The organism is Deinococcus marmoris, from assembly GCF_001949125.1.
In the GTDB taxonomy this organism is placed as follows: domain Bacteria; phylum Deinococcota; class Deinococci; order Deinococcales; family Deinococcaceae; genus Deinococcus; species Deinococcus marmoris_A.
The window spans coordinates 1-14,185 of the sequence record NZ_MSTI01000116.1 but is presented as its reverse complement, the minus strand read 5'-3'; the positions used below and the strand labels follow the sequence as shown (position 1 = coordinate 14,185).

The window sequence follows — 14,185 nt, the reverse complement described above, 5'->3', positions numbered from 1 at the left end:
CCACATGCCAGCTCCGCAAGACGCAGGCTCTGGAAAATCACTGGAATGCTGCGTTCTTTGCACTCAGTCTGGGCCGGGCTGAAATGCTCCTGGAGGCCAGCGGCCTCCAGGGTCGCCCGGTCACTTCGCTGGTGTTTTCCTACGAGGACATCAAGCGGCGGGCCTTCAATCGACTGTTTGCGTGGCGAATACTGAGCAATCTCGGTCTTCAGGCGAGATTTGCTGAATTGGAAAAACATCCATCCAGGCCGCTGGATCTGGGAGTCAAAGCAGCTTAGAGCTGGTCAAAACTGTCCGAACCATTGATGAGGGACACTGAACACGTACACCACCTGCATATCCCCACTGGCCTGCCGTGTGGTCTGCACTTCGATGCTCTGCCCCTCGCGGCTGAGGGTGGCGCGGGCGCTGCGGGCGTCGGGAAAGGTGCGTTCCCCAATGTCGAAGCCCTGAAGTTGAAGCTGGTTGGTGGCGAAGGCCAATGCGCTGCGGGCGTCCAGTCCTTTCGGCAGGCGGTAGGTCAGCAGAGCGGTTCTTTTCACCGCGTCGTAGCGCGTGCCCAGTACACTGGCCCCTGCCGGAACGCTGACGCGCAGGCTCTGGCCTTCCTCCTGCAATCCAGCATTGGTCAACCCACCCGCGTAAATTCCCCAGCCCACCCCCGAGGTGGTACCGCTCAAAAGAGGCTTGGGAAGCGGAACAGACGTCGTCTGCGCCAGCGCCGGACTGACCGACAGCGCCAAGGCAGCGGCCAGCACGCCAGCTCTCCAGTTCACCCACGCACCCTTGGTCATGGGAGCCATCCTAGCCGCAAAGCCCAGGCATCCCAAACCGAATCCACTCATCTGGCCCACTTCACCGAAGCAGCAACCGAAGGCCGTCGGGCGCGAAGCGCACGGGCCACACGCAGCGTGACGGAGCCGGGCATCAGACCCGGACGCCGCCGCCCTCCCCCGCCCAGAGCGCCCATAAACTCATGCCCAGTGCAACGTTAGCTCCCCCTACCCCAGGGGGGCAGGGGGCTGGGGGGCGGGGCTGCCCGAGTAACCCCGCCGCTCTAAAGCTCGTTGACTTCTGGCTTGAACCCGACCTCCCGGATGTACTTCAAATACTCCTCCTCGCTCAGTGCCTCCTTCTTCCCACTCAGCGCGACGAAGAACGCTTCCAGCACGTTGGTGGCAAAGTTCCGACTGCCCATGCGCGGCGTCGTGGTGATCAGCCGCGCCACCCCGCGTTCCTTCATCCAGTCTCGGTCCGCCTCGGTGATGGTCTGCGTCAGGATGGTTTTGCCTTCCAGATGTTTCGGGGCGTAGCGCTTGGCGTAATGGGTGTCCCCGGCGATCACGTCAGCCCAGGCGTAGTACTTGGTGCCCTTACCCTCCACGCTGCTTTCCTGCTTGGCCCCCGTGGGGTAAAACCAGTCCTGCGGCAGCTTGGTGATCACCGGCAGCACCAGCTTCGCCACGTTCCGCAAAGCCGCCAGCGAACGCAAAGGCCGGTCAATGCCCAGCCCAAACACCACGTCCCCGAACACGATGTCCGCGCCGTGCTGCGCCAGCGCCTCCGCCATGCCGAAACGGTCCACAGCAGAGACCATCAACACCTTCTGGGTGCGCCAGTTCAGCAACGGGTCAAGCTGGGCAATCGCGTCGCGCTCCAGCGTGTTCTTCAGGCCGCTGCCGTCCAGCACGGGGGTCTGCTTGGCGTTCGCTATCAGCTTTTTTACGTTGTTGAACAGGTAGCGCTTGCCGTCCGCGATGACATACAGATCCGCGCCGCCCAGCCCGAAGGCATCTATCTTACCGTCCAGCGCCCCGAACAGCTCGGCGGCTTTTTTCGCGTCGGCGTCGGTGCCGATGCGTTCCAGAATGAACGGCTGACCCAGCAGGTGAACTTCCTCGCGGGCGTTGCGCTTGCTGCTGCCCAGGCTGACACTGACGACGTGTTTGTAGCCTGCGGGGGCCGGGGTCCAGCCGCTCAGAATGTCACTCATGAAGGGCATTGTAGGCGCGTGCAGGGCACGGAGGGCCAGAAAGCGGCAGGCCACACGCCTCCCCTGCTACCCTGCCCCCATGAAGCGCAGCCTGCCCGAACTTCAGACCTCGCCGCAACCGCTGGTGATGGTCACCGCCTACGACTACCCCGGCGGACGCCACGCCGAGGCCGCCGGGGTGGACCTGATTCTGGTGGGTGACAGCCTGGGCAACGTGGTGCTGGGCTACGACTCCACCGCCCCGGTCACGCTGGCCGACATGATCCACCACGCCCGCGCCGTGCGCCGGGGTGCGCCGGATACCTTCATGGTGGTGGATCTGCCGTTTGGGACGTACCACACCGGGGTTCAGGACGCCATGCGAAACGCCGTGCGCGTCATTCAGGAAACCGGGGCGGACGCGATCAAGATGGAGGGAGCCTCGCCCGAAATCCTGGCCGTGGTGCAGACCCTGACCCGCAACGGCATCCCCGTGATGGGCCATGTGGGCCTGATGCCCCAGACCGCCACCGCGCAGGGCGGCCTGAAGGTGCAGGGCAAGGACGACGCCAGCGCCCGCGCCACCCTGGAAGGCGCGCAGGAACTGGAGGCAGCGGGGGCTTTTGCCCTGGTGCTGGAAGTGATTCCTGCCCGCCTCGCCAAACTGATCAGCGAGAAACTGACCATTCCCACCATCGGCATCGGCGCAGGCGTGGGGTGCGATGGACAGGTGCTGGTCACCCACGACTTGCTGGGCGTCTACGAGGGCGAGGAGAAGAAGATTGCCAAACGCTACGCGGAGGTGGGTCAGATTTCCCGCGAGGCCATCGAGAAGTACGCCGCCGAGGTCCGCGCCCGTGAATTTCCGGCGAAGGACAACAGCTTCGTGATGAAGGACGAGGTACTGGACAAGCTGTATTGAGGATTGAGGGCTGGGCAGCCTGAGTTCCCAAAACCCACTACCCTCTTCCCCATGAACTACGACGACTTCGCCGATCTGTATGACCACCAGTACGAGCTGTACCGCGACGACCTGCACTTCTACGCGGGCGTGGCCGAGCGGGCGGCGGGGCCGGTGCTGGAGGTGGGGGCCGGAACCGGGCGCGTGACCTCGTATCTGGCACGGCGCGGCGTGGACGTGACTGGGCTGGAACCCAGCGCCCGCATGATCGCGCGGGCGCAGGAGCGGGCGACGGGCGGGCAGGCGCTGAAGCTGGTGCAGGGGAACATGCAGACGTTCCAGTTGGAGCAGAAATTCAGCCTGATCATCGCCCCTTTCAACGCGCTGATGCACCTGTACACCCCAAATGAGCAGCTCGGGGCACTACAAAATCTGCACGCGCATCTGGACCCAGGGGGCCAGTTCGCCTTTGACCTGTATCTGCCGCGCTTCGGCAAGCCCAACACCGTGCGGCACGAGGGCGAGACGCTGCACGCGCCGGACGGGGGGCGCACCGACATCTTTTTCGTGCAGCGCCACGACAAGCTGCGCCAGCACATCACCACCGAGTATTCCGTGGACACCACGCACGACGGCGGGCGGCTGACCCGGCGGCATTACACCCTGACCCAGCGCTATTACACCCGCTACGAGGTGGAGTGGCTGCTGCGCTTCGCGGGCTTCGAGTCGCCGCGCGTGACGGGCAGTTTTCAGGGCGGCCCGCTGGAAAAGGGCAGCGAGGTCATGGTCTTCCAGACGCGGGCGCTGTAGCGGCTGCGGAAAATTTATGGTCCCAATTTTTAGCCCCGCCTAAGCCCCTGTCGGCTGCCGTGCTATTGCGCTGCCTGTCAGCCGCTAGAATTGCGCCCAATGCCTCTTGCTTATCTGGCGCGGATCGCGCAGACGCCTGCACCTACATTCGCGGAAGGACGACGGGCCGAGTTGATCGCGGAATTGTGGCGGGAACTGGGCTACCCCTGCGACATCGACGCGGTGGGGAACGTCCTGACCCGCATCGTGCCCCCCGGCACCGAGGGCCGCCCAGCGCTGCTGCTGGCCTCGCATCTGGACACCGTGTTCGAGGCCGGGACCGACGTGACCGTGCGCGAGGACGGCGGGCGGCTGATCGGGCCGGGGGTGGGCGACAACAGCGCCAGTCTGGCCGTGCTGACGGCGCTGCTGCGTGACCTGCGCGGGCAGGTGGGCCTGCTGCGCCGTCCGCTGTGGCTGGCGGCCAACGTGGGCGAGGAAGGGCTGGGCGACCTGCGCGGCAGCAAATACCTGATCTCGCAGCACCGTGAGCAGTTGGGGGCTTTTATCGCGGTGGACGGGTATCTGGGCATCGCGGTCACGCGCGGGGTGGGCGTGCGGCGCTACCGGGCCACCTTCCTGGGACCGGGCGGGCATTCCTGGGGCGATCAGTCTCCCAGCGCCCTGCACGCACTGGGGCGGGCCATCAGCGCGCTGTACGCCCTGCCGTTACCGCCCGCACCGCGCACCACCCTGAACGTGGGTGTGGCCTCGGGCGGCACCAGCGTCAATTCCATCGCGGCCAGCGCCGAGTTGCTCCTTGATCTGCGCTCGCTGGACCACGATGTCCTGGGCAAACTGGACCGCCGCGCAGTTTCAGCCCTGCACGCGGCGGCGCGCGAGGCAGGCGTGACCGTGCGGATCGAGCAGGTAGGGGACCGCCCCGGCGGCGACCTGCACAGCGCGGCCCTGATGCCCCTGATCCGCGAGGCCGCCCGCGAGAACCGCACGGACCTGCGGACGGCGGCCAGCAGCACCGATGCCAACGCCGCCGCGCCGCACGGCCTGCCTGCCGTCGCCATCGGTGTGTACCGGGGCGGAAACGCCCACCGCCTGGACGAATGGGTGCAGACCAGCAGCCTGGAACCGGGTCTGAAATTCCTGCGCCGCGTGGTGGAGCTGTACCAGCAGCAGCCCGTGGCGTAAATCGTTATAAGGCGAGAGGCTGGCTCTGGTCAGTCACCCCCAGCTCCCCCCATTGCCACTGTAGCTATTCCCGCTTTTTGACGTGTAGGCGCAGGCTTTCGTGACTTTCACATCAATTCTGACCCACCATTTTCCCATCTGTTCGGAGCAGAATGGGGGTCAGTTATGAAACCAACCGCGCGCTCCTCCGCCCCGCGCCGTGTCACTTCCGGCAGCCCTTTTCTGGCCCACGCGGGACGTGTGCTGATGCTCGGCAGCGCTCTGCTGCTGAGCGGCACCGGGGCGCAGGCCGTGCCCTCTCCGGCGCAGACCGTCTTTAACAGGGTCAACTTTCTGCTGGAAGACAATTACGGCGGACTGTCCACGGTGGACCGCGTGGCGCTGGCCGCCGAGTACCAGAAACGGCTGGACGCCGTGTGCAGTTCCTCGCCCGCCGACTGCGCCGAGGCCAAGGCGTACCCGGTGATTCAGGCCGAGGTCACGGCGCTGGGCGACGAACACACCTTCTTTCAGACACCCGAGGATTTCAAGGAGTTCTCGGCCAGCCAGAGCGGCGGCAACCGCCTGCAATTCGGCGTCAAACTGGCCCAGTTGGACGGCGAGAGCCGCGTGGTCACCGAAGTCGTGCCGGGCAGCGCCGCCGAGGAAGGCGGCTTACAGCGCGGCGACCTGCTGCTGAGCATCGACAACGCGCCCTATACCTTTGCGGGCCTCAAGGCGGCCAAGGAAAAAGGCGTGCCCACCGCGCTGGGTCTGACCCGCCGGGGCGTGGGCCTGACCCTGACCCTGACCTCCCGCGAGAGCAGCACGCGCGATCTGCCACGCATCGATTACGTGCCTGCCAGCACGCCAGCAGGCGCGGCCAGCACCACCACCACTGGCACGTCCGGCGAGGTGGCCGTGCTGCGGATTCCCACCTTCCTGTCGGGCGGCGGCGTGGCGCAGAAGATCCATGATCTGGTGGGGCAGGCAAAGCGGCGCGGGGCCTCGGGCATGCTCGTGGACCTGCGCGGCAACAGCGGCGGCAGCCTGTACGAATGCGACAGCGGCGTCAGTGCCTTCGTGCCCAGCGTGACCCGCGTGGCCCGCAGCGTGGACGGCAACCGGCGCACGCTGGTCAGCCGGGGAACTATTCTGGGCGACGGGCGCATCGCCTCCAGCGTTCAGAATCCGCAACTGTGGACCGGGCCGCTGGCCGTGCTGGTGGACGGCGGCAGCGCCTCGTGCAGCGAGTTCTTCGCCTATGAAATCCAGTACGCCGGGCGCGGCCCGGTCATCGGCGACCCCACCGCCGGGGTGGGCAACACCGCCACACGCATCTTTGAAGTCGGCGACGGCGCGCTGCAACTGACCATCCTCAACTATGCCAAGCCCGACGGCACGCCGTACCCCACCCGCATCACCCCCGATCAGTCCTTCGCCCAGGGCGAGCAGCAGATCCGCGACCTGACCCTGGGCAAGGACGATCTGCTCGAAGTCGGCGTGAAAGCCGTGGCCGAAGCCCCGGTGCTGACCTTGGACCCGATGCGCGATCAGCCGTAAGCAGACGCTACCGATTTCAAACTGGGTTCAGCAATTGAAAAGCACCCGCATTGGCGCGGGTGCTTTTCACCGTTTCGATCAGGAGATGCCGACCCTCACATATCCATCCGCGTCTTCAAAAAGTTGGTCATGACCGCGCCGCGTTTGTAGAACGGGTTGTCCATGATCTTGATGTACAGCGGAATGGTGGTTTTCGGCCCCTGGATCACGGTTTCTTCCAGGGCGCGTTTCATGCGGGCAATCGCCTCGGCGCGGTTGTCGTGATGCACGATCAATTTACCGATCAGGCTGTCGTAGTGCGGCGGAATGACGTAGCCGGTGTAAACGTGGCTGTCCACACGCACGCCGGGGCCACCCGCGAAATGCACATCGTCGATCTTGCCCGCTGCCGGGCGGAAATCCTTGTCGGGGTCCTCGGCGTTCAGGCGGCACTCGATGGCGTGGCCGCGCAGCACCACGTCCTCCTGCTTCATGTTCAGGCCGTGGCCGCTGGCGATTTCCAGTTGCATGCGGACCAGATCCAGACCGCTGATCATCTCGGAGACGCAGTGTTCCACCTGAATGCGGGTGTTCATCTCCATGAAGTAGTAGTTGCCGTCGCGGTCCACGATGAATTCCAGCGTACCTGCCCCAGCGTAGTTGACATGCTGAGCCAGACGCACGCCCGCCGCCAGAATTTCCTGCCGCAAGCTGTCGGGCAGGGTGCTGGGCGCTTCCTCGATCAGTTTCTGGTTGCGCCGCTGAATGCTGCAATCACGCTCGCCGATGTGGATGACGTGGCCGGTACCGTCGCCCATGACCTGCACTTCCACATGCCGGAATTCTTCCAGAAACTTCTCCATGATCAGGTCTGGATCGCTGAAATACAGCCGCGCCTCTTCCTGCGCCTGCGCGAAGCCCTTTTTCAGCTCGTCCTGCGTGCGGATGATCTTCTGGCCGCGCCCGCCGCCGCCCGCGCTGGCCTTGAGCAAAACGGGGTAGCCGATCTGCTTGGCGGCCAGCACAGCCGCGTCCAGATCAGGCAGAATGCCGGTTCCGGGGACGACGGGCACGTTGGAGTTGGCGGCGATCTCGCGTCCGCCCGCCTTGCTCCCCAGCGCCCGCATGGATTCGGGCGTGGGGCCGATAAACACCAGCCCGTGTTCGCGGCACATCTCGGCGAAATCGGGGTTCTCAGCCATGAAGCCGTAGCCGGGGTGGATGCCCTCCGCGCCGGTCATTAGAGCGGCTTGCAGGATGTTGGGAATATTCAGGTACGAGGCGTTGCTGGCGGGCGGCCCCACGCACACCGATTCGTCGGCCAGCAGCACGGGCAGGCTCTTCTCGTCGGCGGTGGAGTACACCACCACGGTCTTGACGCCCAGTTCGCGCGCCGTGCGAATGATCCGCAGGGCGATCTCGCCCCGGTTGGCGATTAAAATTTTCTTGAACACGTCTCAACCCGCCTTTAATTACTGGTTCTGACATCATTGACTCAAAATTCCGGGGAGCGAGGCAAAACGCAGCTCTGGCACGCCATGCCCGTTTCCCCCCTCCCAGCCTCCCCCGCAAGGAGGGAGGAGCAAAAACCCAGGACCCCCTCCTACTCGATCAGGAACAGGGTCTGGCCGTATTCCACCGGCTCGGCGTTCTTGACCAGAATCTCGCGCACCACGCCGCCCACCTCGGCCTCGATCTCGTTCATCAGCTTCATGGCCTCGATGATGCACAGGATCTGCCCTGCCGTCACGGTGTCGCCCACCTTGACGTAGGGCGCGGCGTCCGGGCTGCTGCTGGCGTAGAAGGTACCGACGATGGGCGCTTTGACGGGCGCGCCGCTGGCGGCAGCCGGGGCTGCTGGTGCGCTGGCAGCGGGCGCAGCCGGAGTGGCCTCTGACGCTGGGGCCGACGTGGAGGCCGGGGCAGTCGGCGCACTGTCAAAAGCGGTTTCAAAGGTGGGCTGGGTCTGGGGCGCGGCGGGAGCGCTGGGTGCGAGGTTGCCTCCAGCCTGCGGGCCGCGCTTGAGGTCCAGCGAAAAGCTGCCGGTCTGAAGGCTGAATTCGCGGACATCGGCGGCTTTGAGGGCATCGAGCATCTGTTTCAGGTCGTCTGGGTTCATGGCCCCTCCTTATGATCGTGACAATCGGGTCTGCTGCGGGTCTGCTGAAATGGATTGCGCCTGTTCATCGTGACGGGTCAGAAGTGAAGGGTGTTACCCCTTCCCTAACGCCCGTTTAGCTGCCTGCCGAGTTTAGCGGCTTCCCTGCGGTTGTGGGCACAATTTGCGACCCGGTCCAGTCTTCAACCCGGTTCAGTCTCCCACTGGCCCCTCCTACTCAGCCCAGCCCCTCGGCCTCGCGCACGATGTCCAGCACCCGCTCGCGCACGGTCCTTTCCTCGCGCAGGTAGCGTTCGGCGCTCATCTGCACCCCGATGGCCGCCACCAGCGCGCCCGCGTAGTGGTACGGCACGCCCAGGGTGCATTGTCCCGGAATCCATTCCTCGATGCTGTAGGCGTAGCCCAGCCGCTGAACGCGCGCCACCTCGGTATGCCACTCGTCGAGGGTGGTGATGCTGCTCTGGGTGCAGGTGGCAAATGTTTTGGGCGTGATGTCCGCGTGGGCGTACAGGATCTTGCCGCTGGCAGTAGAGGTGGCAGGCAGGTAGATGTCCAGCGGCAGATCGATATCGGCGTCCGGGTGGCGTTCGCGGATGGCGGCCACCACTTCCTCGCCCTCCAGAATGCACAGAAACGCCACGCAGCGCACCTCCAGCGCCAGCCGGGTGATCAATGAGCGGGCATCGGGAAACCACGGCAGGGAGGCCGTGAGCTGCGCGCCCATCTCGGCCAGATGCCACGACAGGCGGTACTTGCCAGCAGGGGTGCGGCGCAGGAAGCCCGCCCCGGTCAGGCCCGCCAGATACGCGTGCGCCGTGGCGCGTGGAATGCCCAGATGCGCGGCCAGAGCGCGCACACCCCATTCGGGCTGCTCGGCGCTGAAGGCCGACAGGATGTTCGCCGCTTTTTGAAGGGACAGCACTCGTCCAGCTTACGCGGACGAATGGGGGAATGTAAATGTGCCTACGGCTTCATTGCGGGTTGAGGAAGGGGTCTGAAGACGAGGGGCAGGGATGGCTGCCACGGCTTAACCCCTCTCCTGCGGAGTTGTGCCAGTCCGGCGCTCCGCGCCACCTCCCCTTAGAAGGGAGGCAAGGAGATGGCGTGTGGCACGATATTCTGCGCCTCTTGGCTCCCTTTTGAGGGGAGCTGGCAGCGAAGCTGACTGAGGGGTTTCTTTTCAACTCAGCCGAAAGCGAAGGCCCAGAACTGCTGCCCCAGCCAACGGATTCGAGATGTGAACTCACCCCAGATACGCCAGCATCAGCGCCGCCGTGTCGCGCAGCGCGTCCGTGTGCATCCGCTCGTAGGAGTGGCTGGCGTCCACGCCGGGGCCGATCAGGGCCACCGGGTAATCGCCGCCCGCCCGCCACGCCGCTGTGCCGTCCGAGGAATAGAAGGGGTAGAGGTCCACCCGCAAATCCAGGTCCGCAGAGGCCGCCGCTGCCCGCAGACGGTTGCCCAGCGCGTGATCGTAGGGACCGCCGCTGTCCGCCACGCACAACGTGACGCAGTGTTCGCTGCTGGTCTGGCCGCTTCCCACCGCCGCCATGTCCACCGCAATCAGTTCGTCGGTATGCGGCGGAATCCCCGTGGCCGCGCCGTGACCGACTTCCTCGTAGGTGGTGACGTGAAAGGCCACCGTTTTGAGGGACGGAGTTTTCATCAGTTCGCGCGTCACGGCCAGAAAGATGGCGACTGCTGCCTTGTTGTCCAGATGACGCGATTTGATGTACCCGGCGGCAGTCACGCGGGGCCGCGCGTCAAAGCTCACGAAATCGCCCACGCCGATGCCCAGGGTGCGGGTCTCGGCGGCGCTCTCCGTGCGCTCGTCCAGCCGCACTTCCATCACGGCGGCCTCGCGCTTCAGGTCACGCAGGGCCGCGCCGTGGACGTGGGTACTCTGGCGAATGTTGACCACGGTGCCGGTGATCACGCGCCCGCTCTGGGTATGCACGCGCACGTCCTCGCCCTCCACGGTGGCCCAGTCGTAGCCGCCCAGCATGGACAGCAGCAGACGGCCACCCGGCTTGATGCCCTTGACCATCGCCCCCAGGGTGTCGGTGTGGCCGCTGAAGGTGACGTAGCCCTCGCCTGTGCCGGGGACCTCCCAGGTCAGTGCGCCCTTGCGGGTGCGCTGCGGCTTGATGCCCAGCGCCTGCACCTCTGTCTCGATCAGCGCAACAGCGGCTTCCGTAAATCCGGTGGGGCTGGGCGTATCCAGCAGGCGCACGAGGACGTCCAGCGTGTAGTCCAGATCAAAATTGGAGTTCATGGCCCCCAATATGGCGGATCAGCGCCCCTGTCTCCAGCCCGGAGACTCGGGCGCAGGAACGCGCCACCATCCGTTTTCGCCCACAGTGATACGCTCAGGGGCGATATGGATTCCTATGATGTGTTGGTCATCGGCGGCGGCCCGGCGGGGTACGTGGCCGCCATTCGCGCCGCCCAGTTGGGCTTCAAGACCGCCTGCGTGGACGATTTTACGCGCGACGGCAAACCCAGTCTCGGCGGCACCTGCCTGAACGTGGGCTGCATTCCCAGCAAGGCCATGCTCGATTCCTCCGAGAAGTTCGAGATGATCGCGCACGACGTGGCCGATCACGGGATCATGGTGGACGGCCTGAAAATGGACCTGGGCAAGATGCTGTCGCGCAAGACGGGCGTGGTGGACAAGCTGACGGGCGGCATCGCCTACCTGTTCAAGAAGAACAAGATCACCTCGATTGCGGGCCTGGGCAAGCTGGTCCGCGCCGACGGCGATGAGTGGATCGTGGACGCCGCCGGAACCGAAGTCAAGGCGAAAAACGTGATCGTGGCGACGGGCAGCAGCCCCCGCGAACTGCCGCTGGCCCCGTTTGGCGGGCATGTGGTAGAGAACAGCGGCGCGCTGGCCTTCACTGAGGTTCCCAAGAAACTGGGCGTGATCGGCGCGGGCGTGATCGGCGTGGAACTGGGCAGCGTGTGGCGTCGTCTGGGCGCGGACGTGACCATTCTGGAAGCCCTCCCTGGTTTCCTGCTGGCCGCCGACGACGCCATTGCCAGGGAATCGCTCAAGCAGTTCAAGAAGCAGGGGCTGGACTTTCACTTCAGCGTCAACATCACCAAAGTCGAACAGACTGACGCGGGCGTGAGCGTCACCTACACCGAGAAAGAGAAGGAAGTCACGGCGCAGTTCGACAAGCTGATCGTCAGCATCGGGCGCGTGCCGCACACCTCGGGTCTGGGGGCAGATGCCGTGGGGCTGGGGCTGGACGAGCGCGGTTACGTCAAGGTGGACAGCCACTACCGCACCAACCTGAAGGGCGTCTACGCCATCGGCGACGTGATCGGCGGCGCGATGCTGGCGCACAAGGCCGAGGAAGAGGGCGTGGCGCTGGCCGAGCAACTGGCGGGGCAAGCCGGGCACGTCAATTACGACGTGATTCCCTGGGTGATCTACACCTCGCCTGAAATCGCCTGGGCGGGCCTGACCGAGAAGGCCGCAAAAGACGCGGGCCTGAACGTCAAGACCGGGCAGTTCCCGTTCAGCGCCAACGGACGCGCGCTGGGCCACGGCGATCCGCGCGGCTTCGTGAAGGTGGTGGCCGACGCCGACACCGACAAGCTGCTGGGCGTGCATATGGTAGGCCCCAACGTGTCCGAGCTGATCGGCGAAACCGTGGCGATCATGGAATTCGGCGGCAGCAGCGAGGATCTGGCCCGCACCATCCACGCGCACCCCACTCTCAGCGAAGTGGTCAAGGAAGCGGCACTGGCAGCAGATAAACGCGCACTTCATATGTAAGCTGGGCGGGTTCGATAGAAACAGGGGCAGGCCACGCGGTCTGTCCCTCTTCTATGATGCGGGCATGGCTAATCCGTTGACCTCTCCCCTGCCCCTGGAATCCAGACTCGTCGAGCGCGTATGGGGCGGCACCCGCCTGATTCCAGCGGGCGGCGACACCAGCAAGAAGATTGGCGAGGCGTGGGTGATCGGCGAGGACAACCACGTTTCGGGCGGCCCCCACGCCGGGCAGACGCTGGCCGAACTGACGAAGCGGTTTCCGGCAGAGTTGCTGGGCACCCGTGCGTCCGGCACCCGCTTTCCGCTGCTGATCAAGCTGCTGGACTGCGCCGACTGGCTGAGCGTGCAGGTCCACCCGGACGACGCGCAGGCCCGTGCGCTGGAAGGCGAGGGCCACCTGGGCAAGACCGAGGCGTGGCAGGTGCTGGACGCCGACGCGGGCGCGCAGATCATCGCGGGCATCCAAGAAGGCACCTCTCGGGACACGCTGAACACGGCGATTCTGGCCGGGAAGGTCATGGACCACGTCGCCTACGCCCCGGTTCAGGCCGGGAATACATTCATGATTCACGCCGGAACCGTGCACGCGCTGGGACCAGGGGTCTTCCTGTACGAGGTCCAGCAAACCAGTGACCTGACCTACCGCATCTACGACTGGGACCGTCCCGCCACCGATGGCCGCGCCCTGCACCTCGAAAAGAGCGCGGAGGTGTCCCGCCCCTGGCCCGCGCCCGCCTCTCCCCTGCCCCCTGCCGGGGACGCCGTTCAGGAGCTGATCCGCTGCGATTACTTCGTGCTGGAGCGGCTGAACAGCAAAGGAGGCACGCTGACAGGCGACACTGCCGGGCAGACCTTCCACGTCCTGACCGTGACAGTGGGCGAGGCGCAGGTGGAAGCGGGCGGAGAAACCCAGCGACTGGGCCAGTTCGAGTCGCTGCTGCTGCCCGCCGCTGTGGGTGCTTACCAGCTTTCCGGCGATTTTCAGATGCTGCGGTCCAGCCTGCCGGGATAGAGCCAGCCACCGCGCCCCACACTGGAGGTCAACCATGAATACGATGAAAGCGTTCGCGCGAACCTCGGCAGAAAGCGGCGAGATCAGCATGGTGGACGCGCCTATCCCGCAGATCGGCAATGGCGAGGTGCTGGTGCGGGTTCGCGCCTTCGGCATCGGCATCCATGACCGATATTTCATCCCGAAAGACGCGGCTTTCCCCTACACCATCGGCACGGAGGGGGCGGGAACGGTGGCAGCCATCGGCGCTGGGATCACGGGCGTTTCCGTCAGTGACCGGGTAATCTTCACCACCAGCCTGCAACCACAGGGCGGCGCGTGGGCGGAATACGCCGCCGTCAAATCAGACACGCTGATTCCCTTACCGGGTGGGCTGACCTTCGCCCAGGGCGCAGCGGTTCCCATTGCGGGCAAGGCCGCGCTGGAGAGCCTAAATGCGCTGGGTCTACAAAGCGGCGATGCCCTGTTTATTGCCGGAGCTTCAGGAGCGATTGGCAGTCTGGTCATTCAACTGGCGGCGGCACAGGGCATTCGCGTGGCTGGCTCAGCATCTAAAACTTCGGGTGCTAGGGGATACTGAGCCGAGAAAAGCGGAAACTCGGGTATGCCTACCAACGAGCTTCCGCTGGTTCAATCTACCGTCGAAGACCTGTTTTTACTCGTGTACGTCTACATTGATGATTACTTGAAGGCCGCTGAGGTCAGCGGCCTGTTCACACTCCCCAGGGAGCCGCATCAAAAAGGCACCTACGCCGAGATCATGACGATTGCGCTGGTTGGCGAACTCCTGGGTCAGCCATCACAGCAAAAATGGCTCGCACAGGTCCGCTTCACCTACCGTCAGCTTTTTCCCTGCCTCCCGGACCGCACCCGTTACC

At 65.0% G+C, this 14,185-nt stretch carries 13 protein-coding genes and 2 pseudogenes; 9 read left to right on the top strand and 6 right to left on the bottom strand.

The window, feature by feature from the left end; genetic code table 11:
• Window positions 1-278 (top strand): annotated as a pseudogene (locus BOO71_RS27950) (IS4 family transposase); the annotation flags it as partial.
• A gap of 6 nt (window positions 279-284) precedes the next feature.
• Here BOO71_RS27950 and BOO71_RS17480 read toward each other — a convergent pair.
• A complete protein-coding gene (locus BOO71_RS17480) occupies window positions 285-794 on the bottom strand; it encodes a hypothetical protein (RefSeq protein ID WP_075834510.1) in 510 nt (169 codons plus the stop codon).
• 263 nt (window positions 795-1,057) lie between these two features.
• Window positions 1,058-1,993, bottom strand: coding sequence for a quinate 5-dehydrogenase (locus BOO71_RS17475; RefSeq protein ID WP_075834512.1), 936 nt, complete (start codon window positions 1,991-1,993; stop codon window positions 1,058-1,060).
• Between the two features lie 79 nt (window positions 1,994-2,072).
• Between BOO71_RS17475 and panB the strand changes: the two genes are divergently transcribed.
• The 4 genes from panB to BOO71_RS17455 all read left to right on the top strand — a co-directional run bounded on the left by panB (window position 2,073) and on the right by BOO71_RS17455 (window position 6,410).
• A complete protein-coding gene (panB, locus tag BOO71_RS17470) occupies window positions 2,073-2,894 on the top strand; it encodes a 3-methyl-2-oxobutanoate hydroxymethyltransferase (RefSeq protein WP_075834508.1) in 822 nt (273 codons plus the stop codon).
• 51 nt (window positions 2,895-2,945) lie between these two features.
• A complete protein-coding gene (locus BOO71_RS17465; protein WP_075834506.1) occupies window positions 2,946-3,683 on the top strand; it encodes a class I SAM-dependent methyltransferase in 738 nt (245 codons plus the stop codon).
• 99 nt (window positions 3,684-3,782) lie between these two features.
• Entirely contained in the window at window positions 3,783-4,868 is a 1,086-nt protein-coding gene (locus BOO71_RS17460; RefSeq protein WP_075834504.1) for a M20/M25/M40 family metallo-hydrolase, read from the top strand.
• Window positions 4,869-5,033: 165 nt separating this feature from the next.
• Window positions 5,034-6,410 (top strand): S41 family peptidase, encoded by a 1,377-nt coding sequence (locus BOO71_RS17455; protein WP_075834502.1) that lies wholly within the window; start codon window positions 5,034-5,036, stop codon window positions 6,408-6,410.
• A gap of 95 nt (window positions 6,411-6,505) precedes the next feature.
• Here BOO71_RS17455 and accC read toward each other — a convergent pair whose 3' ends face one another.
• From accC to BOO71_RS17435, 4 genes are all read right to left on the bottom strand, one after another.
• On the bottom strand, window positions 6,506-7,843 hold the full coding sequence (accC, locus tag BOO71_RS17450; protein WP_075834501.1) for an acetyl-CoA carboxylase biotin carboxylase subunit: 1,338 nt from the start codon (window positions 7,841-7,843) through the stop codon (window positions 6,506-6,508).
• A 149-nt stretch (window positions 7,844-7,992) separates the two neighbouring features.
• On the bottom strand, window positions 7,993-8,508 hold the full coding sequence (gene accB / locus BOO71_RS17445) for an acetyl-CoA carboxylase biotin carboxyl carrier protein (protein ID WP_075834499.1): 516 nt from the start codon (window positions 8,506-8,508) through the stop codon (window positions 7,993-7,995).
• Between the two features lie 217 nt (window positions 8,509-8,725).
• A complete protein-coding gene (locus tag BOO71_RS17440; protein WP_075834497.1) occupies window positions 8,726-9,430 on the bottom strand; it encodes an IclR family transcriptional regulator in 705 nt (234 codons plus the stop codon).
• Window positions 9,431-9,751: 321 nt separating this feature from the next.
• A complete protein-coding gene (locus tag BOO71_RS17435) occupies window positions 9,752-10,783 on the bottom strand; it encodes a M42 family metallopeptidase (RefSeq protein WP_075834494.1) in 1,032 nt (343 codons plus the stop codon).
• 105 nt (window positions 10,784-10,888) lie between these two features.
• Between BOO71_RS17435 and lpdA the strand changes: the two genes are divergently transcribed.
• The 4 genes and pseudogenes from lpdA to BOO71_RS17415 form a co-directional block, all read left to right on the top strand.
• Window positions 10,889-12,295 carry a dihydrolipoyl dehydrogenase gene (lpdA, locus tag BOO71_RS17430; RefSeq protein ID WP_075834491.1) on the top strand — a complete coding sequence of 469 codons (1,407 nt, stop codon included), beginning with the start codon at window positions 10,889-10,891 and terminating at the stop codon, window positions 12,293-12,295.
• Window positions 12,296-12,359: 64 nt separating this feature from the next.
• Entirely contained in the window at window positions 12,360-13,307 is a 948-nt protein-coding gene (locus tag BOO71_RS17425) for a type I phosphomannose isomerase catalytic subunit (protein ID WP_075834489.1), read from the top strand.
• Between the two features lie 34 nt (window positions 13,308-13,341).
• Window positions 13,342-13,887 (top strand): quinone oxidoreductase family protein, encoded by a 546-nt coding sequence (locus tag BOO71_RS17420; protein WP_075834487.1) that lies wholly within the window; start codon window positions 13,342-13,344, stop codon window positions 13,885-13,887.
• 24 nt (window positions 13,888-13,911) lie between these two features.
• Window positions 13,912-14,185 (top strand): annotated as a pseudogene (locus tag BOO71_RS17415) (transposase); the annotation flags it as partial.

Excerpts from the sequence above, each read along its gene's own strand:
- BOO71_RS17425 (WP_075834489.1), top strand. The coding sequence starts at position 12,360 with ATGGCTAATCCGTTGACCTCTCCCCTGCCCCTGGAATCCAGACTCGTC.
- BOO71_RS17465 (WP_075834506.1), top strand. The coding sequence starts at position 2,946 with ATGAACTACGACGACTTCGCCGATCTGTATGACCACCAGTACGAGCTG.
- panB (WP_075834508.1), top strand. The coding sequence starts at position 2,073 with ATGAAGCGCAGCCTGCCCGAACTTCAGACCTCGCCGCAACCGCTGGTG.
- accB (WP_075834499.1), bottom strand. The coding sequence starts at position 8,508 with ATGAACCCAGACGACCTGAAACAGATGCTCGATGCCCTCAAAGCCGCC.
- BOO71_RS17435 (WP_075834494.1), bottom strand. The coding sequence starts at position 10,783 with ATGAACTCCAATTTTGATCTGGACTACACGCTGGACGTCCTCGTGCGC.
- lpdA (WP_075834491.1), top strand. The coding sequence starts at position 10,889 with ATGGATTCCTATGATGTGTTGGTCATCGGCGGCGGCCCGGCGGGGTAC.
- BOO71_RS17455 (WP_075834502.1), top strand. The coding sequence starts at position 5,034 with ATGAAACCAACCGCGCGCTCCTCCGCCCCGCGCCGTGTCACTTCCGGC.
- BOO71_RS17420 (WP_075834487.1), top strand. The coding sequence starts at position 13,342 with ATGAATACGATGAAAGCGTTCGCGCGAACCTCGGCAGAAAGCGGCGAG.
- BOO71_RS17480 (WP_075834510.1), bottom strand. The coding sequence starts at position 794 with ATGACCAAGGGTGCGTGGGTGAACTGGAGAGCTGGCGTGCTGGCCGCT.
- BOO71_RS17475 (WP_075834512.1), bottom strand. The coding sequence starts at position 1,993 with ATGAGTGACATTCTGAGCGGCTGGACCCCGGCCCCCGCAGGCTACAAA.
- BOO71_RS17460 (WP_075834504.1), top strand. The coding sequence starts at position 3,783 with ATGCCTCTTGCTTATCTGGCGCGGATCGCGCAGACGCCTGCACCTACA.